This window comes from Streptomyces sp. NRRL S-31 (assembly GCF_000718775.1).
GTDB lineage: Bacteria > Actinomycetota > Actinomycetes > Streptomycetales > Streptomycetaceae > Streptomyces.
Window position 1 is genome coordinate 56,643 of sequence record NZ_JOCB01000076.1, and the last position, 17,019, is coordinate 73,661.

Genomic DNA, 17,019 nt, shown 5'->3' on the forward strand with positions numbered 1-17,019 from the left:
GGCGGCCTGCGGGAAACTGTGGGTATCAGCGTGGCCTGCCACGGAGAACGGGGCCGGCAGGCGCCGACGCTTCTCGCTCCGCCGTCCTCGTGGCGGACCCTTCGCTCTTCCCCCCGCACCGCCCTGCCCTGACGGGCGTCGCCGCCGACCCCTGGGGGCGGGACGCGGGAGAGGGTACGCCCGTGACTGCGACGGGTCCCGGAGAACCGTGACCCGCCCGGGCGCGCGCACGAGCCCGCGATCGCGCGAACACGCGATCAACCGACCGCCGAATCCACCCTCACTCCTCTGACAGCGGAGGTGTCCCATGAGCCGGACCGGTCGTCTCAACTGCATCATCCCCCCGCACCTGCTCGACAAGCTCTTGACGAACGACGACAGCGAGGTGCGCAAGGCCGCCCTCCACACCCTGCTGACCACGACACGGTTGCGGGGTGAACGAACGGTCCGCTCGTCCTTCATCGGCGCCGCGGCCGCCGGCGGCGGCAGGCGGACGGTCTTCGACTGCCGGCAGAGCAGGTCCCTGGCCTCCGCCGAGCTGGCCCGCTCGGAGGAGGGGGCGGTGTCCGGGAACGTGTCCGTCAACCGGGCGTTCGACGGACTCGGGACGACGCGCGACTTCTACACGAAGGTGTTCCAGCGCGACTCGCTCGACGACCGGGGGATGCGCCTGGACGGGTACGTCCACTACGACATGGACTACAACAACGCGTTCTGGGACGGACGGCGGATGGTCTTCGGTGACGGCGACGGAAGGATGTTCACCGACTTCACCGCGGCGCTCGACGTGATCGGGCACGAGCTGACCCATGCCGTCACCGAGTTCACCGCGGGGCTCGCCTACCACGACCAGCCCGGCGCCCTGAACGAGTCGATCTCCGACGTGTTCGGGTCGCTGGTCAAGCAGTGGTCGCTGAACCAGACGGCCGAGACGGCGGACTGGCTGATCGGGGCGGACGTCTTCACGCCGGGGATCGAAGCCGACGCCCTGCGCTCGCTGAAGGCTCCGGGCGAGGCCTACGACAACTCCCAGTTCGGCAAGGACCCGCAGCCCGACCACATGAGCAGGTACGTCAACCTGCCCAACACCGAACTGGGGGACTCCGGCGGGGTGCACATCAACTCCGGCATCCCGAACAAGGCGTTCTACCTGACGGCCAAGCGCATCGGCGGGTTCGCCTGGGAGGCCGCCGGACTCATCTGGTACGAGTCGCTCAAGGCGTCCAGCGCCGAGACCAACTTCCAGGAGTTCGCCGACACCACGTACCAGAAGGCCGACGAGCTCTACGGCGCCGAGAGTGCCGAGCAACTGGCCGTGCTGGCCGCGTGGCAGGAGGTGGGCATCCAGATCAGCGGGGTCCCGGCCGGTGTCGCCCGGGCGCGCAGCCTCTCGGCGGGCCGGGGCAACGGCGCGGGCCGGGAGGACGGCCTCGCGGCGCTGACCCGGCAGATCGGGACACTGGCCGCCCAGCTCAAGGAGTTGTCCGCGGACGTGACCGGGCTGAAGGCGGGCAAGTGATCGCGGCCGAGCGATGAAGGTGACCCTGGCGCGGCACGGAGGGCAGGCGGCCGCGCTCCGCCTGCGCCTCCCGCCCGAGGTGCTGGACACCGACGCGCTGCCCGAGGGCGCCGCGGCGGAGCTGGCCCGACTGGTGGCGGCGGCCGTGCCGGCGGCCGGGGCGGAAGGGACCGGCCGCGCCAGGGACGCCATGAGTTACACGATCACGGTGGAGGACGACGGCCGCTCGACCGTGCTCACCCAGTCGGACACCACCATGTCCCGGGAGTTCAGGGCCCTGCTCGGCTGGCTGGAGAGGCACTTCGCCCGGCGGTGACGCCACCCGGGTCCGGCCCGGCCGTCACGGCCGGGTGTCGTCCGCGTGAAGGGGGCGATGCCGCCGCGGTCGTTCGCTAGGGTCGTCGTAGCGGTCGCCGTCGTGCCCTGCGCGGAGAGTCCTGTCCCGCGCGGAAAGGGGACGGGGGGCCGTCGGCCCTGAGGAGCCCGTATGCGCTACTTCGACCTGGGCAGTCACGGCCGGCCCGTGACGACGGCGTCCACCGAGGCCCAGGAGTGGTTCGACCGCGGACTGAACTGGACGTACGCGTTCAACCACGAGGAGGCCGTCCGCTGTTTCGAGGCCGCCGCGGCGGCGGACCCCGGCTGCGCCATGGCCGACTGGGGCGTGGCCTACGCGCTGGGTCCCAACTACAACAAGCCCTGGGAGGCGTTCGACGAGCGGGAACTGGGGCGGTCGGCGGAGCGGGCACACGCCGCCGTGCGGCGGGCGCACGCCAAGGCGGCAGGCGCCACCCCGGTCGAGCGGGCCCTCATCGACGCCTTGCGGGCCCGCTACCCACGCGCCGGGGCACCGGACGCCGAGGACCGTCCGGTGTGGAACGCCGCCTACGCCGACAGCATGCGGGCCGTGCACGAGTCGGCGCCCGACGACCTCGACGTGGCCGCCCTGTACGCCGACGCCCTGATGAACCTCACGCCCTGGCGGCTGTGGGACATCCGTACGGGCAGCCCGGCCCCGGGCTCGCGGACCACCGAGGCCAGGGCGGTGCTGGAGCGGGCGGTCGGCACGGAGGAGGGCGCGCGCCACCCGGGTCTGCTGCACCTGTACATCCACCTGATGGAGATGTCCCCGACGCCCGAGACCGCCCTGCCGGCGGCCGACCGGCTGCGCGGTCTGGTACCGGACGCCGGCCACCTCCAGCACATGCCGTCGCACCTGGAGGCGGTCTGCGGCGACTACCGCCGGGTGGTCTCCGACAACACCGCCGCGATCACCGCCGACGAGAAGTTCCGCGCCACGGCCGGGGCGATGAACTTCTACACGCTGTACCGGTGCCACAACTACCACTTCAAGATCTACGGAGCGATGTTCCTCGGCCGCTTCCGGGACGCGCTCGAGACGGCGGAGCGGCTCGAAGCGGCCGTGCCCGAGGAGCTGCTGCGCGTGACCAGCCCGCCCATGGCGGACTGGCTGGAGGGCTTCCTCGCGATGCGGGTGCACGTCCTCGTCCGCTTCGGCCGCTGGGACGACATCCTGGAGCTGCCGATGCCCGCCGACACACGGCTGTACTGCGTCACCACGGCCATGCTCCGCTACGCGCGCGGGGTCGCGCTCTCCGCCACGGGCCGGACCGGCGAGGCCGAGACGGAGCGTGAACTCTTCCGCGCCGCGGCCGCCCGGGTCCCGGAGAGCCGGACGCTGTTCAACAACACCTGTACGGACATCCTGGCGATCGCGGCCCGGATGCTGGACGGGGAGCTGGCCTACCGCAAGGGCGAGTACGAGACGGCGTTCGCGGCACTGCGCCGGTCGATCGCGCTGGACGACGGCCTGCCGTACGACGAGCCGTGGGGCTGGATGCAGCCGACCCGGCACGCGTACGGCGCGCTGCTCCTGGAACAGGGCCTGGTCGCCGAGGCCGAGGCCGTCTACCGGGCCGACCTCGGGCTGGACGACACGCTGCCGCGCCCGTTGCAGCACCCGGGCAACGTCTGGGCCCTGCACGGCCTCCACGAGTGTCTGTCGCGGCTCGGCAAGGACGGGGAGGCGCGGCTGGTGGCCCGGCAGCTGAAGGTCGCCGCGGCGCTGGCGGACGTACCCGTCGAGGCGTCCTGCTGCTGCCGTCTGGAGACCGCCGGGGACGACTGCTGCGGCCCGGGCGCCACGCCCTGACGCGGGGCCGCGGCGCCGGACGGCGTGGGCCGGGACCGGACCACGGCCGTCCGGGTACGAGGCACCCGGACCACGGCCGTCCCGGTGCGAAGTACCCGGACCACGGCCGTCCCGGTACGCGGCACCCGGACCACGGCCCTCGCGGCACGAGGCACCCGGACCGCGGCCCTCCCGGTGCGAAGTACCCGGACCACGGCCGTCCCGGCACGAGGCACCCGGACCACGGCCGTCCCGGCACGAGGCACCCGGACCGCGGCCCTCCCGGTGCGAAGTACCCGGACCACGGCCGTCCCGGTACGCGGCACCCGGACCACGGCCGTCCCGGCACGAGGCACCCGGACCACGGCCCTCCCGGCACGAGGCACCCGGACCACGGCCCTCCCGGCACGAGGCACCCGGCCCGGACCACGGCCGTCCCGGCACGAGGCACCCGGACCACGGCCCTCCCGGTGCGAAGTACCCGGACCACGGCCGTTCCGGCGCCAGGTGTGCCCGGAGGCGGCACGGCGCCGTGCCTCCCGAGCGCCGGCGGGCCGGCACGGCGCGGTCAGGCCGGGGCGGCGGGGCCCGGCGGGAGGTGGACCGTCATGATCAGGTGGCAGGTGCCGTCGCCGGCGCCGCGGTAGGTGTGGGGCACGTCGCCGTCGAAGGCGGCGGTCTGGCCCGCCTCGACGGGGTGTTCGGCGCCGTCGACGACCAGGGTCATCCGGCCGGCCGTGACGCTGACGGTTTCGACGACCCCGGCCTGGTGGGGATGGCTCGGGTACTCCTCGCCCGGTTCCAGGCGCCAGCGCCAGACCTCGACCGGTGCGGGACCCGTGGTGGTCAGCATCAGCCGGGCCTCGCTGCCCCGCTCCCCCGCCCACAGCGGCATGACGGCGTCGGCGGCCACCACACGGACGCGGCCTTCGGACGGCCCCTCCAGCAAGGCGGACACCGAGACGCCGAGGGTGTCGGCCAGCCGGACCAGCGTGGCGAAGTTCGGGTTGCCCTGGGCCTTCTCCAAGGCGACCAGGGCGCCCTTGCTGACCTTGGCGCGCCGCCCGAGTTCGTCCAGCGACAGACCCGCGCGGGTGCGCGCCGCCCGGACGTTGTACGCGAGCGTCCGCAGGGCCGCCTCTGCGTCGGCCATCCGATCACCATCCCCTTGAGAGACCACTTGAACGACCGCGCGGTCGGTCGGTTGACATCGAGCGGTCGGTTCATTGTACGGTTTGGTCGTTCTGCTCAATCGTAAGGGATGTACCTTGATCGCTCTGCTGCTGGCCCTGGGCAGCTCGCTCGCCTACGGATGTGCCGACTTCCTCGGCGGCCTCGGTGCCCGGAAGGCCCACGTCCTGCGCACCGTGATGGTCGCGGCCCCGGCCAGCCTCGCGGTCGAACTGCTGCTCTGGCCGCTGCTCGGCGCCTCGTTCGACCCCGCCGCGCTCGGCTGGGGTGCCGCGTCCGGGGTGGCGTCGGCCGCCGCGTTCGCCCTGCTCTACAAAACGCTGGCGATCGGTCCGATGAACGTGCTCTCGCCGATGACCGCGCTGGTTTCCGCCGCCCTGCCCGTCGCCGTGGGCCTGTTCCAGGGCGAGCACTTGGGCGTGGCCGGCCTGCTGGGCCTGCCGCTCGCCCTGGTCGCCGTGGTGCTGGTCAGCGCCGGGCACGGGGCCGGGACCGCCCGGCCCTCGCGGACGGCGCTGCTGCTGGCCTGCGGGGCGGGCGCCGCCATCGCCCTCCAACTGGTCTGTCTGCACCAGGCGCCCGCCGACAGCGGCGTGGCCCCGCTCGTCGTCGGCAGGGCGGTCTCCTCGGTGGTCACCCTGACCGCCGCCGGCCTCCTGCGCCGGCGCCTAGACCCGGAGAGGCCCGCCTACGCGGTGTCGGCCGCCGCGGGCGTGCTGGACTCGCTGGCGAACGTGCTGTTCCTGCTCGCCGCCCGCGGCGGGGACCTCACCGTCGTCGCCGTGGTCACCGCCCTTTACCCGGCCGGCACGCTCCTGCTCGCCCGCGGCGTGCTCGCCGAGCGCATCCACCGCGGCCAGTTCGTCGGCCTGGGCACCGCCGTGCTCGCCGTCGGCCTCCTCGCCCTCACCTGACCCGCCGCACCGCCCCCCACAAGGAGAACCGCATGTTCGTCCAGCCCTGGGACGCCGCCTTGGACGACGCCGGATGGCGGGCGCGGATCGCCGACGGCCATGACTTCGGTCAGCTCTGCGTCAACGGCCTGCCCGGCCGCCCGCCCGCCGTCGTCCCCACCCACTTCACCACCGACGGCGACCGGCTGCTGATCCACCTCGCCCGGCCCCATCCGGTCTGGCAGGCCATCGAGCACGATGCGAACGTCACCTTCACCGTCATCGGCGACTACGCCTTCATCCCCGGCCCCTGGCGGGCCAAGCCCGGCACCCCGCCCACCGACGGCGTGCCGACCAGCTACTACGCGGCGGTGCGGTTCACCTGCCGCGCCGCCATCGTGGACGACCCGGAAGCCAAGGCCGAACTGCTGCGCCGCCGGCTCGCCCACTTCCAGCCCGACGGCGACCACGCGCCCGTCGCCGTCGGCCGGCCGCCCTACGGGCGCATGCTGTCCGGCATCCGCGGTCTGGAACTGACCGTCTCCGAGGTGCCGGCCAAGTTCAAGTACGACGACCACAAGCCCGTCGCCCACCGCACGGACGTCGCCGGCCGTCTCACCAGCCGCGGTCAGGCCCTGGACGTCCCCACCGCGCGCGGGCGACTGCGCCGCCTGGACCGCGTGGGCTCCTGGCAGCCCTGACCCCTGCCCCAACCGGACCGCACCGCACCGCACAGGAACGGAACACCGCCCATGACCGTCTTCCGCCTCGGCCCCGCCGTCGCCGACGCCTTCCCCGACACCCTCATCGCCCTGGTCACCGCCACCGGGCTGCGCGCCCGCGAGCCCTGGCCCGGCACCGCCTCCGCCCTGGCGGACCTGGAGGAGCGGCTCGCCGCCGGCACCTGGCGGCCGGCCGACGAGACCGACCCGCGCATCGAGACCTGGCACACCGCCTACCGCTCCTTCGGGACCAACCCCCGCCGCGTGCGCCCCAGCGTCGACGCGCTCGGCCGCCGCATGGCGAAGAGGGGCACCCTGCCGCGCGTCAACCCGGCCGTCGACTCCTACAACGCCGTCTCCGTCCGGCACGGGCTGCCCGCCGGCGCCTTCGACCTCGACCGCGTCAGCGGGGACGTCGACATCCGGCACGCCGACGGCAGCGAGGAGTTCACCCCGCTCGGCGAACCCGGCACCGTCGAGCGCCCCAAGGCCGGCGAGGTCGTCTACACCGACACCGAAGGCGTGCTGACCCGCCATTGGAACCACCGCGACGCCCACCGCACCCGCGTCACCGAGGACTCCACCCGCGTCGTGTTCGTCCTGGAGACCCTGCGCGGCGACCGGGACGGCCACCTCCTCAAGACGGCGGCGGAGGACCTGCACGGCCTGCTCGTCCCGCACACCGACCGGACGACCCTGCACTATCTCGGCCCGGAGCAGCCCGAGATCCCGGTCTGAACGAAGCCGGGGCCGATCCCGTGCCCGTAAAATCGCCGCCGGCGGGCCGGCCGCGTGCGCGAGCACCGCGGCCGGGGCGGGCCGCATCCGCGCCGCGGCCCGGTCGGGACCGGCGCGCGCCGGTGGGCGGTCCGGCTCCGCGAGTACCGGGGCTACGGCCGGCCGGCGGCGGGCGGGCGGCGCTTCCCGGTGGTGCGGCGCTGTGCCTCGGTCCGGCCGCCCCACACGCCGTACCGCTGCCCGGACGCCGCCGCGAAGGCGCCGCACAGGGCGCTCACCGGGCAGTTCCGGCAGATTTCCTGCGCCTTCTCCTCGCGGCTCCGGCGCGCGTTGCCCCGCTCCCCGGGCGGTGAGAAGAACACCGCGCTGTCCATGCCCCTACAGGCGGCCTCGGCCTGCCATTCCCATGTGCTCAGCAGCGGTTCGAGGTGCGTCGTCATCGGTCCTTCCTCCCGGTTTCGGCGGTGGTGCGGTGGCGGTCAGCTCACCGCGTGGACGGCGTCGCGGATGAACCGCGCGACGGCCGTGGGCTGTGACAGGGTGACGGCGTGCGAGGCGCCGTCGATCTCGGTGACGGTCGCTCCGGCCCGCGTCGCGCCGAAACGCGCCGCTTCCGGGGCGAACGCCCGGTCCGCGCCGGCCACCAGGGCCCAGCTGGGCTTGGTCCGCCAGGCGGCGGCGGTGGCCTTCTCGTCGATCGCGGCGAGTGCGAGCGGGCGCTGACAGGAGGCGAGCACCTTGCCGATCAGGGCGGAGACGTCGGCGGCGAACACCGACGGGAACGCCTCCTCGGCGATGGTGACCTCGACGGCCTCGCCGCCGTCGGGGACCGGGTAGGTCCACCGGGTGAGGTGGCTCGCCAGCTCGGTGGCCGGGAAGCGGTCCTGGAACTCGCCCAGGCTCTCGCCCTCGTCCAGCATGTGCGCGGCCACGTAGACCAGGCCGACGACGTTGTCGGCGGTGCCGGCCACGCTGATCAGCGCCCCACCGTAGGAATGCCCCACCAGCACGACGGGACCCTCGATCTGGGCGGCCACCGAGGCGAGGTGCGCCGCGTCCGAGGCGAGTCCGCGCAGCGGGTTCGGCGGCGCCACGACCGGGATGCCGTGGGTGTGCAGCTCGGCGACGACACCGAACCAGCTCGCCGCGTCGGAGAACGCTCCGTGGACCAGGACGACGGTGGGCAGGGGCATGAGGGGGCTTCCTTCTCGGTTCACGGAGGGCCGGCGGCGCTGTGGCGTGACGAACGGCCCGGCGTGGACGGCCGGACGGCCCGGTCGGGGCGGGGGGAGCGAACCGGCCCTGGCATCGGGCCGCGAGGCGGCGAGATGTTGCTGCGACGCTATCCCGGCGGGCTTTCGGCGGATGCCGCGTCCGCGCACCGGTGGTGGTCTCGCAGCGCACGAAACCAGCCGCCACTGTGTCTGGAAATATACGTCCGGCGGTGGCGGGACGCGCTCAGGAGCCGGAGGACGCCGCCGCGGTCTGCCACTGCGTGGGCGTGAGTCCGTAGGTCTGCCGGAAGACCCGGCTGAAGTGCGAGGGACTGGCGAAGCCCCAGCTGTGGGCGACGGCGGCCACGGTACGGCGCTGTCCCCGGAGTTCGGCGCGGCAGGCGTCGAGCCTGCGCCGGCGTATCCAGGCGCTGACGGTGGTGCCGCCGGACTGGAAGAGCTTGTGCAGGTAGCGCACCGAGATGTGGTGTGCCCGTGCGATCGATTCCGGTGACAGGTCCGGGTTCATGAGGTTGTCCTCGATGTGCCGCTGGATGCGTGCGCGCATGTCGCGGCGCGCGCGGGTGGACTCCGTCTCCGGTCCGCGCGCCTGGAGGACCTCGCCGACGAGCAGCGCCACCAGGTCGGCGGTGTTCAGGGCGAGCCGCCGGCCGCCGGTGAGCCGCTCCTTGCGGGGCATTCCGGCGAGGGCGGTCAGGAACTGCGACACCAGCGAGGGAAGGCCGTTCCGACCGCTGAGGTGGGTGCGGGGCAGCTCGCGCAGGTCGGCGGCCGACGCGTCGAGCAGGGCGAAGGGGATGCGGAAGAGGGCGACTTCCCGGGTGTGCGGCAGGAACCGGAGCTGGCGGACGGCCGCGACGACGAGGTCACCGGGTTCCATTCTCAGGGCGGGGTCGCGGTCGAAGAGGACCGCGCCCTGGGAGGTGTTGACGGCCAGGCAGAGGTGGTCGTCGTCTTCACCGGCCGGCCAGGGCAGGAGGACGAAGGGGCCTGCGTCATTTCCCGGCGTCGCGTCGAAGGGCTCGTTTTCCAGGGTTTCAGGCATGACTGAAGTAATCGACCGGGTCACATCGGGCTCCCGTCGTTTCCTTTGCGGTTGTTCGGTTGATCGGTGGGTAGGTCGGTCCCGCGTCGGACGAGGAGGTGCGGGGCCGGAGCGGGTCAGGTCCGTGCGTCGGCGCGGTCCGCCGCGTCCGGTGTCTCGGAGAGGAATGCGTCGACCACCGCGTTGAAGGCCGGCGGGTTCTCCAGGAAGGGGAAGTGCGAGCTGGCGACCGTGGTCGGGAAGACGTGGAGCCGCGCACCGGGGATCCGGTCCGCGATGAACGCTTGCGAACGCGGGTGCACATGGCTGCCGTCGCAGCCGATGACCAGTGTGGGAACGTCGATGCGCGGGAGCACGTCCCGCCAGTCCTGGGCGCAGTGGTCGAAGAGCAGGGGCACCCCCGCGTACGCCGGGGTGGACCTGATCTGCTCGGCCACGAAGGAGAGCAGCGCGGGATCGGTGTTCCCGGAGAACATGCCGCGGACGAACTCGTCCCGTGCCTGTTCGCCCTCGGGGCCCGCGAGCCGGGCCCCCAGCTCGACCAGGCCCGGCACGTCGAAGATGGCACCGGACTGCTGTTGCTGCTCGGTGGACATCCACGGCACGGCGGCGACGGCCGCGGGCTGGTCGACGGCGACGAGACGGCGGATGCGGCCGGTGGAGTACTGGTCGATGAAGCTCCACCAGACCGAGGCCCCCATCGACCAGCCGAGCGCGTCGAACCGGTCGAGTCCCAGGTGGTCGACGAGGGTCAGCACGTCGGCGGCGAGGCGCGCGATCCGGTAACCGTGGTGCGGTTTGCCGGACAGCCCGTGCCCGCGGAAGTCCACGGTGACGACACGGCGGGCCGACGAGAGACCCTCCACCTGGTGCCGGAACATCTCCTGTGTCTGCCCCCAGCCGTGCAGCATGACCAGGGGGAACCCCTCGCCACCGCTGTCCTGGTACACCAGGTCCACACCGTCACTGGTCGTCAGCCGGCCCACGATCCGCACTCCGCTTCCTCCTCGTACCCCGCCACCGCGGCGGTGTCCGCCCCGGCCCCTCGGTCGAGCCGGCCTCGCGGACGCCTCGTGGATATCTCGATTGTGTGCCACCCGGTCTTCCCCGCACTACCGCGCTCCGTAGGGATTGACCAGGGAAAACTTCGTCACTCTGTAGCGCCTGGTACGACGGCACCGCACTTCGTAGGGATCGGTCGGCGCGGTTTCGTCACTCTGTAGGAGACGGTCACCCGGCGAGCTGGTCCGTCTGCGCCTGGAGCAGCTCGTGCAGGCGCAGGCCCAGGTGCAGCACCAGGCGGTCGCCGCCGCTGTCGAGGTCGAGACCGGTGATCTCCTGGATCTGGCGCAGCCGGTAGTAGAGCGAGGTGCGGTGGATCTGGAGGGCTTCCGCCGTGCGCGGGACGGAGCCCGCGTGTTCGAGGAAGGTCCGCAGGGTCTCCTCCAGCCGCTGGCCGCCGGCGCTTTCCAGCAGCAGGCGCAGCGGCTTGGGCAGCAGCGACGGGGACAGGACGTGGTCCGGCACCTGGAGCAGTACGGCCAGCTCACCCAGGGACTCCCATGCGCCCACCCCCTTCAACTGGGGCAGACGGCGTGCCGCGCGGGCGCCGACGAGTGCCTGGGCGTGCGAGGCCCAGGCGTCGGTCAGCCCTTCCTGGGCACCGCCGATGCCGAGCACGGGGGCGGCCGAGGAGTCCAGGTAGGCGGCGAGCGCCTGCCGGATGGCCGTGGCCTGGTCCGCGAGTTCCCGCGCCGTCAACGGCCGGTCCGATACCTGGAGGAGTACGGCGTTGTCCGGTGTGACGGCCATGACGCCGTCCGCCGAGCGGGTGTGGCGGAACCGTTCCAGCGCTCCGCGCAGCGCGATCTCCACCTGGCCGGGCGGCTCCGAGGTGCGGAACACCTGGACGACGCTCACCACGACGTGCGGGGCGTCCGGCAGCGCGCCGGTGTCGAGTATCTGCTGTCGTGCGGAGGTGCGTGCCGCCTCACTCGTGGCGAAGAGGGAGTACAGCGTCTCCCGCATGTCGACGTCGTCCTCCGCGGCGGCCAGCTGGTCCGCACGGAGCTGGGCGGTGATCGCCGGTACCGCCTCGGCGACCGCCGCGGTCTCCTCGCGCGTCAGCGTGCCCTCCGGCGCGACGACCATCAGCAGGCCTAGCAGTTCCCCGCGCTCCCGCAGCGGGACGCAGTACCGGCTGAGCAGTCCCAGGTCGTCGCGGCCCTTGACGAAGTCGGGTTTGGGCCACCGGGCCACGCCCTGGTCGAGGACGTACCGGATGATCTCGTCGTCCGCCCGGCCCTGGAGCAGGCTGCGGATGCGGACCGGGTCCTCGTCCCCGAAGTGCTGGCTGGAACAGATCAGACGTACCAACGGGTCGTCGATGACCACGGACCGCTGGAGTCCGATCGCCAGTTCTTCCACCAGTCCCTGCAAGGCGTCACTGCCCACTCGGACCCGTTGCCGTCGCTCACCCATGCCGACTCCCTCCGCGAACACGCTCTTTCTACAAGCCGTGAAAGGGAGAGTTCAAATTTTCAACAAATCGTGGAGAGGGTGAGAACACGCTGGATGTACGGCCGGACGGAGGTGAGAAGACCGGTTTCGCGGGTACAAGCAGTCGGTATCGCCGGTCAGCAGTCCCAGCGTGCACCGGCTCTTGCCCGACAGCGCCCACATGAGCCCGCGCCCTTGCGGCGGCGCCGGGAAAGGCCCCGGGAAATCAGTTCTCTCTGAGCGCCATTCCGGTGCACTCTCAGAACATCGAGGGCGGCTTTGCCTCGGAGGCATGTCTCGGGCGCGGGTCTGCCTCGTCGGGCGGGGTTCCGGGACCGGCGGGGGTCAGACCGTGTCGGATGCGAGGTCCCCGTCCCCGGTGCGCGCCCGCAGCCGGCGGCGGGCGCGGGCACGGGTCCGGGCGATGAACATGAGGACCCGGGCGGCGGCCGGGGTCGGCCCGGTGAGGGCGTCGGCCACGGCTATCTCGACACCGCCGCTGTACTGCGCCGACAGGTTGTAGAGGAAGGCGCCCAGGGTCATCAGCCAGGTGCCCAGGATGATTTCCACGGTGATGACGCCGAGCGCGACGACGAGGGCGGTGGTCGTCGCGGGCAGGGCGTCCGGGGTGATCGCCTCCAGCATGAGCCACAGGACGCCCGCCGTGACGAGGGAGACCGCCCCGAGACCGGTCAGGAAGAAGAAGCTCATGACCATCACCGACCAAGGGTCGGCCTCGGACAGCCGTAGCCGGGTCGTCCGCCGCCCGGACGAGCGGGGCACGCCGGCCGGCACCGGGCGCCCGGTGTCACCCGCCGCCGGTCCGTCGTCGGCGGTGGGCCCGGTCGTACGCGCGGGGCCTGGGGCCCCCACCGTCGGGGCGGGGTGCCGTGGCGGGGGGCTCGCGGGGACGGGGCGACCGGACGGTTCCGAGGGTTTTGAGGGTATGGACTCCGTCTCGGGGCTCGCTCCGGGTGCGGTCCGCGCCTCGGTCTCGTCGGGGGGCACCGCGTCCCGGCATCCGGCCGGTCCGGTCGTCGCAGAAGGGCTGGAGCCGCCGTCCTGCCTTGGTGTCGCCGCTCCACGGAGGATGCCGCGAGGACTGCGCTTGGCTCGGCTCATGCCTGTCTCCCTGACTGGCCTGGCAGCCTGGCCGTGCCCCTCCACCGACGAACGGGCCTCCGCGACCGCCAGGCGGCCACTGGGGCCTGCTGGTCCGTGAATCCGACGGTATCGACACTTCTGTCCGCACGCACACGCGAGTACTGCGCCGGAGGGACCGCACCGGCACGGCCGTGCCCCGCACCCCGCCGGTCAGGTCTGGCTCCCGCTCCCGGACGCGTGAGGGACACCGCCGCCGTCGGGTACTCCCGTGCGCGTGTCACCGCGCCGTCGGCACCCGGCCCCCGCCCGTAACGGCTCGCAACTCCCCTCGCCCTTCCCGTCGTTGTCCGACACCCCGCTGGTCGCGCCCGGTTGTGTCACGGGCCGCCGCCACCCGTTCCGGCGGCACGCCGTGGCCCACGGCTCTGCGTGCGATCACCGGGGGGCCTTCCTATGCTCGATTCCTGAGCACGTCCCGCGCACGATGTGCCCGGGCTCGATGCGCCCGTCCGGGCCGCTCGCGCGAGCCGCCCGTGCGAGACGGCCGTCCGGGCCGCTTGTCCCCTCACGCGAGGATGGATCATGCCCAGAACCGTGCGGAAGCGCGTTGCCCCCGTCGTCGGCGCGTCGTGTCTGGTGGCGGCGTGCGCCCTGACGGCGGGCGGCGCCTCGGCCGCCGCGCGGACGTCGGGGTGTCCGTCGGCGTCGGCGCGGGAGACCGGTCCGGCCGCGTCCGCCGAGGCGGCGCGGAACACCGGGATCGTGATGCCCGCCCTCGGCGGGACCGCCGAGGAGGGAACCGTGCTCTGGCACGCGAAACTCGGTGCCAAGGTGTCCGAGGGGGACTGGCTGGCCGAAGTCACCACCGACGAGGCCGAGACGCGGGTCGACGCGCCCGCCGACGGCGTCCTGATCGACATCTGCGTGGGCGAGAACGACCGGGCCCGCGCCGGAGACCCGCTCGGTGTGATCGGACCGCCGGGCAGTGCTCCGGCCGGCGCCGGATGACGCCGCCGGGGCGTCGAGGGGGCGCGGGACTCCGCTCAGCTCCGCCGGAGCCAGTCCTCGTAACGGGTGGCCGCGAGGTGGGCGGTGTCGTCGCCGACGAGGACCCCGTCCGGCATGCCCGCGAACAGACCGGCGCTCTCGTCGGTGACGACGGTGCGGCCGTCCGGCTTCGCCGCCAGGGTGATCTCCCCGAGCCGGTCGAGCCGGTGGACCTCGGGGCCCGCGATGTCGCGCACGCCGTACGACGGTTCACCCTGGGCCGCCTCGGCCACCGCGGAGGCGACGTCGGCGGAGGCGATCGGCCGCAGCCTGGTGGACGGCAGGCGCACCCGGCCCTCCTCCGTCGACATGTCCATCACCGGAGCGATGAACTCGAAGAACTGCGTGGCGCGCACGATGCTGAACGGGACGCCGCCGTCGCGCACGGCCTCCTCCTGGGCGACCTTGGCCCGATAGTAGCCGTAGTCGGGGACCCGGTCGACACCGACGATGGAGAGGGTGACGTGGTGCCGGACGCCCGCCGCCCGCTCCGCCTCGATCAGGTGCCGGGCCGAGCGAGTGAAGAAGTCCAGCGCCGCATCGGTCTCGAAGGACGGCGAGTTGGACACGTCGACCACCGCGTCCGCGCCCTGGACGGCCGCTGCCAGGCCCTCGCCGGTGACGGTGTCGACGCCCTTGGAGGGAGAGGCCGCCACTGCCTCGTGACCACGGTCGCGCAGCAGCGCGACCACCTGTGAGCCGATGAGCCCCGTACCGCCGATGACCACGATCTTCATCACTGTCTCCGTTCGCTGATCCACTGGCCGGCGGGGCCGGCGGACGCCCCGCCGGCCCCGGTGCGTCGAGCCGCACCACCAACAAGACAGGACAGCGCCCGGCTCTGTGACAGCCATGGCCGAGCACCCGCCGGGACGGGTCGCGCCGTGACCCGGTCGGCCCTGTGCGGACGGGCCGGGACGGGTCACGACGCGGTCCGGCGCGCGGGTGCGAGTGCGGGTGCGAGTGCCGGTGCCGGTGTCAGCGGACCACGTCGAAGACGTTCTTCTGGAGGCCGTTGGGGTATGCCTCGTGCTCGACCAGCTCCAGCTTCTGCGCGTCCTTGTCCGTGGCGCTGAACAGCCGCTGGCCGGCGCCCAGCAGGAGCGGGAAGACGAGCAGGTGGTAGCGGTCGATCAGACCGGCGTCCGAGAGGCCGTGGTTCAGGGTGGCGCTGCCGTGGACGATGATCGGTCCGCCTTCGGTGGCCTTCAGCGCGGCGACCTCGTCGAGCGAGCGCAGGAGGGTGGTCTCGCCCCAGTTCGGCACCAGGTCGTCCTCGGTGAGGGTGGTGGAGACGACGTACTTCGGCATCGCCTTGTAGTCGGCGAAGTCCTCCATGTCCGGCCAGACCGGGCTGAACGCCTGGTAGCTGACCCGGCCGAGCAGCACGGCGGTGGCTTCCTTCTGCTCCCGGCCCTTGATCTCGAAGGCCTCCGGCAGGAACTCGGTGTGCTTGAAGGTCCAGCCGGAGTTCCGGTAGCCGGGTTCGCCACCGGGTGCCTCCACGACACCGTCCAGGGAGACGAAGGCGGTGCTGATCAGGGTGCGCATCTGAAGTCCTTGGTATCTCTCGTCCGGTGGTGGCCGGGTCGGTTCGGGTCGCTGTCGGTCGTACGCGCGGTCGCGGGCACGTCCTTCGCCGGTTCTGACCGCGGCTCCGGTCAAAACTAATCGGCCATCGCCCGTCTCGGTACCACGGCACCGGCGGTCGCCCGCGCGCGGGGCGCGCGCCGGCACGCGGACGGTCGACGCGGCGGCGGGCCGCGGCCGGTCACCGCGTCAACCGTCCGCGTGCCCGGGTGCGCTGCCGGGGGGAATCCTCCGGCGTCCCGTGTCCGTCGGTGCCGTCGTGTGCCAGGCTGCCGTCGAACGCCCCGCTTCCCCGTCCGGGCCCGGTCCAGTGCAGGAGGCACCGCCCTTGACCACCGACGACGCCCCACTCGGCTGGGACACCGCCGCCGCGGCCGACGCCTACCGCGACCGCGACATGCGGCTGGCCGAGCAACTGATCTTCCCCGCCGTGCTGCGACGGCTCGCGGGCCGAGCGGGGCCCGGCCGGCTCGCCCTCGACGTCGGGTGCGGCACCGGCGCGGTCGCGGCACAGCTCGCGCACGTCGGGGAGTGGTCGGTGCAGGCCCTCGACCCGTCGGCCGGCATGCTGGCCGTCGCGCGCACGGACCGCCCCCACCCCCGGGTCTCCTACCGGCGGTTCGACGGCCGCAGTCTGGACTGGCTCGCCGACGACAGCGTCGACGCGGCGGTGTGCTCCCTGGTGTACTGCACCGACCCCGACGACGGACGGCTGGCCGGCCTCACCGCCGAGATCCACCGGGTGCTGCGTCCCGGTGCCCCGTATCTGCTGGCCGACCTCAACCCGGCGGCGACCGGCGTGGCCTTCTCCACCGTGCGCCACGGTGAGCCGGGGGCGGTCTACGCGGACGGCGACAGCGTGCCCACGCGCCTACGGCTGCGCGACGGGAGCACGATGACCAGCGCCACGTACCACCGCTCCCTCGACCGGTACCGGCGTTTCCTGGCCGAGGCCGGTTTCCCCTCCCCCGTCGTCGACCTGCCCACGCTGCCCGGCGGCGGCCCGGACTCGGCGGAGACCGGGATCGCGCCGTACATGATCCTGTCGACGCACGCCTGACCCGACCGCGGGGAGCGGCACGTCCGGCCGCGAGGCGCCCCACGTCTGACCGTGCCGGGTCACCGGAGGTGCGGAGGACCACGTGGCGGCCCCGTGCGGGGGCCGGCCACGTGGTCGCCGCGGGTTCAGTAGCGGTAGTGGTCCGGCTTGAACGGGCCGTCGACGTCGACGCCGATGTACGCGGCCTGCTCCGGGCGGAGCGTGGTGAGCTTGACGCCGAGGGC

At 73.2% G+C, this 17,019-nt stretch carries 18 protein-coding genes; 8 read left to right on the plus strand and 10 right to left on the minus strand.

Annotation, left to right across the window (positions count from 1 at the left end; all coding sequences use genetic code 11):
- The first annotated feature begins 307 nt into the window (after window positions 1-307).
- The 3 genes from IF37_RS0126880 (at window position 308) to IF37_RS0126890 (ending at window position 3,692) form a co-directional block, all read left to right on the plus strand.
- Entirely contained in the window at window positions 308-1,519 is a 1,212-nt protein-coding gene (locus IF37_RS0126880) for a M4 family metallopeptidase (RefSeq protein ID WP_030747755.1), read from the plus strand.
- A gap of 13 nt (window positions 1,520-1,532) precedes the next feature.
- Complete coding sequence (locus IF37_RS0126885) at window positions 1,533-1,835, plus strand: protealysin inhibitor emfourin (protein WP_030747759.1); 303 nt, start codon at window positions 1,533-1,535, stop codon at window positions 1,833-1,835.
- A 171-nt stretch (window positions 1,836-2,006) separates the two neighbouring features.
- Window positions 2,007-3,692: a M48 family metallopeptidase gene (locus tag IF37_RS0126890; protein ID WP_030747761.1), complete on the plus strand. Its 1,686-nt coding sequence runs from the start codon at window positions 2,007-2,009 to the stop codon at window positions 3,690-3,692.
- A gap of 547 nt (window positions 3,693-4,239) precedes the next feature.
- Here IF37_RS0126890 and IF37_RS0126895 read toward each other — a convergent pair.
- The gene (locus IF37_RS0126895) at window positions 4,240-4,824 is read right to left on the minus strand and encodes a helix-turn-helix domain-containing protein (protein WP_030747764.1); all 585 of its coding nucleotides are present in this window, start codon (window positions 4,822-4,824) and stop codon (window positions 4,240-4,242) included.
- A 115-nt stretch (window positions 4,825-4,939) separates the two neighbouring features.
- Here IF37_RS0126895 and IF37_RS0126900 point away from each other — a divergent pair, with 115 nt between their 5' ends.
- Genes IF37_RS0126900 through IF37_RS0126910 form a run of 3 tightly spaced genes read left to right on the plus strand, consistent with a single transcriptional unit; the run spans window position 4,940 to window position 7,215 of the window.
- A complete protein-coding gene (locus IF37_RS0126900) occupies window positions 4,940-5,776 on the plus strand; it encodes an EamA family transporter (RefSeq protein WP_030747768.1) in 837 nt (278 codons plus the stop codon).
- 32 nt (window positions 5,777-5,808) lie between these two features.
- Window positions 5,809-6,456 carry an FMN-binding negative transcriptional regulator gene (locus IF37_RS0126905; RefSeq protein ID WP_030747771.1) on the plus strand — a complete coding sequence of 216 codons (648 nt, stop codon included), beginning with the start codon at window positions 5,809-5,811 and terminating at the stop codon, window positions 6,454-6,456.
- Between the two features lie 51 nt (window positions 6,457-6,507).
- Window positions 6,508-7,215 (plus strand): B3/4 domain-containing protein, encoded by a 708-nt coding sequence (locus tag IF37_RS0126910; RefSeq protein ID WP_030747773.1) that lies wholly within the window; start codon window positions 6,508-6,510, stop codon window positions 7,213-7,215.
- Window positions 7,216-7,367: 152 nt separating this feature from the next.
- Here the strand turns inward: IF37_RS0126910 and IF37_RS0126915 are convergent, their stop codons facing one another.
- The 6 genes from IF37_RS0126915 to IF37_RS46425 form a co-directional block, all read right to left on the minus strand.
- Complete coding sequence (locus tag IF37_RS0126915; protein ID WP_030747776.1) at window positions 7,368-7,655, minus strand: WhiB family transcriptional regulator; 288 nt, start codon at window positions 7,653-7,655, stop codon at window positions 7,368-7,370.
- A gap of 39 nt (window positions 7,656-7,694) precedes the next feature.
- Window positions 7,695-8,408, minus strand: coding sequence for an alpha/beta fold hydrolase (locus IF37_RS0126920; RefSeq protein WP_030747779.1), 714 nt, complete (start codon window positions 8,406-8,408; stop codon window positions 7,695-7,697).
- A 265-nt stretch (window positions 8,409-8,673) separates the two neighbouring features.
- On the minus strand, window positions 8,674-9,495 hold the full coding sequence (locus IF37_RS0126925; RefSeq protein WP_253915857.1) for an AraC family transcriptional regulator: 822 nt from the start codon (window positions 9,493-9,495) through the stop codon (window positions 8,674-8,676).
- Window positions 9,496-9,611: 116 nt separating this feature from the next.
- The gene (locus IF37_RS0126930) at window positions 9,612-10,490 is read right to left on the minus strand and encodes an alpha/beta fold hydrolase (RefSeq protein WP_030747785.1); all 879 of its coding nucleotides are present in this window, start codon (window positions 10,488-10,490) and stop codon (window positions 9,612-9,614) included.
- A gap of 235 nt (window positions 10,491-10,725) precedes the next feature.
- Window positions 10,726-11,976, minus strand: a complete 1,251-nt coding sequence (locus IF37_RS0126935; protein WP_030747788.1) for a CdaR family transcriptional regulator — start codon at window positions 11,974-11,976, stop codon at window positions 10,726-10,728.
- A 363-nt stretch (window positions 11,977-12,339) separates the two neighbouring features.
- Window positions 12,340-13,116 carry a DUF3566 domain-containing protein gene (locus IF37_RS46425; RefSeq protein WP_079165894.1) on the minus strand — a complete coding sequence of 259 codons (777 nt, stop codon included), beginning with the start codon at window positions 13,114-13,116 and terminating at the stop codon, window positions 12,340-12,342.
- 564 nt (window positions 13,117-13,680) lie between these two features.
- Between IF37_RS46425 and IF37_RS0126945 the strand changes: the two genes are divergently transcribed.
- Complete coding sequence (locus IF37_RS0126945; RefSeq protein ID WP_079165895.1) at window positions 13,681-14,106, plus strand: lipoyl domain-containing protein; 426 nt, start codon at window positions 13,681-13,683, stop codon at window positions 14,104-14,106.
- Window positions 14,107-14,141: 35 nt separating this feature from the next.
- Here IF37_RS0126945 and IF37_RS0126950 read toward each other — a convergent pair whose 3' ends face one another.
- Window positions 14,142-14,882 carry an SDR family oxidoreductase gene (locus IF37_RS0126950; protein WP_030747796.1) on the minus strand — a complete coding sequence of 247 codons (741 nt, stop codon included), beginning with the start codon at window positions 14,880-14,882 and terminating at the stop codon, window positions 14,142-14,144.
- 241 nt (window positions 14,883-15,123) lie between these two features.
- Entirely contained in the window at window positions 15,124-15,696 is a 573-nt protein-coding gene (locus IF37_RS0126955) for a dihydrofolate reductase family protein (RefSeq protein WP_030747797.1), read from the minus strand.
- A 367-nt stretch (window positions 15,697-16,063) separates the two neighbouring features.
- On the opposite strand from IF37_RS0126955, the gene IF37_RS40955 reads away from it, so the two are divergent.
- On the plus strand, window positions 16,064-16,795 hold the full coding sequence (locus tag IF37_RS40955; RefSeq protein ID WP_052845387.1) for a class I SAM-dependent methyltransferase: 732 nt from the start codon (window positions 16,064-16,066) through the stop codon (window positions 16,793-16,795).
- Window positions 16,796-16,920: 125 nt separating this feature from the next.
- On the opposite strand, the gene IF37_RS42555 is transcribed toward IF37_RS40955, so the two are convergent.
- Window positions 16,921-17,019 (minus strand): adenosylhomocysteinase (locus tag IF37_RS42555; protein WP_158727395.1); only part of this gene is annotated, 99 nt, incomplete at its 5' end.

Excerpts from the sequence above, each read along its gene's own strand:
- IF37_RS0126925 (WP_253915857.1), bottom strand. The coding sequence starts at position 9,495 with ATGCCTGAAACCCTGGAAAACGAGCCCTTCGACGCGACGCCGGGAAAT.
- IF37_RS0126945 (WP_079165895.1), top strand. The coding sequence starts at position 13,681 with ATGCCCAGAACCGTGCGGAAGCGCGTTGCCCCCGTCGTCGGCGCGTCG.
- IF37_RS0126915 (WP_030747776.1), bottom strand. The coding sequence starts at position 7,655 with ATGACGACGCACCTCGAACCGCTGCTGAGCACATGGGAATGGCAGGCC.
- IF37_RS0126895 (WP_030747764.1), bottom strand. The coding sequence starts at position 4,824 with ATGGCCGACGCAGAGGCGGCCCTGCGGACGCTCGCGTACAACGTCCGG.
- IF37_RS0126950 (WP_030747796.1), bottom strand. The coding sequence starts at position 14,882 with ATGAAGATCGTGGTCATCGGCGGTACGGGGCTCATCGGCTCACAGGTG.
- IF37_RS0126885 (WP_030747759.1), top strand. The coding sequence starts at position 1,533 with ATGAAGGTGACCCTGGCGCGGCACGGAGGGCAGGCGGCCGCGCTCCGC.
- IF37_RS0126905 (WP_030747771.1), top strand. The coding sequence starts at position 5,809 with ATGTTCGTCCAGCCCTGGGACGCCGCCTTGGACGACGCCGGATGGCGG.
- IF37_RS0126935 (WP_030747788.1), bottom strand. The coding sequence starts at position 11,976 with ATGGGTGAGCGACGGCAACGGGTCCGAGTGGGCAGTGACGCCTTGCAG.
- IF37_RS46425 (WP_079165894.1), bottom strand. The coding sequence starts at position 13,116 with ATGAGCCGAGCCAAGCGCAGTCCTCGCGGCATCCTCCGTGGAGCGGCG.
- IF37_RS0126880 (WP_030747755.1), top strand. The coding sequence starts at position 308 with ATGAGCCGGACCGGTCGTCTCAACTGCATCATCCCCCCGCACCTGCTC.
- IF37_RS0126920 (WP_030747779.1), bottom strand. The coding sequence starts at position 8,408 with ATGCCCCTGCCCACCGTCGTCCTGGTCCACGGAGCGTTCTCCGACGCG.
- IF37_RS0126890 (WP_030747761.1), top strand. The coding sequence starts at position 2,007 with ATGCGCTACTTCGACCTGGGCAGTCACGGCCGGCCCGTGACGACGGCG.
- IF37_RS0126955 (WP_030747797.1), bottom strand. The coding sequence starts at position 15,696 with ATGCGCACCCTGATCAGCACCGCCTTCGTCTCCCTGGACGGTGTCGTG.
- IF37_RS0126910 (WP_030747773.1), top strand. The coding sequence starts at position 6,508 with ATGACCGTCTTCCGCCTCGGCCCCGCCGTCGCCGACGCCTTCCCCGAC.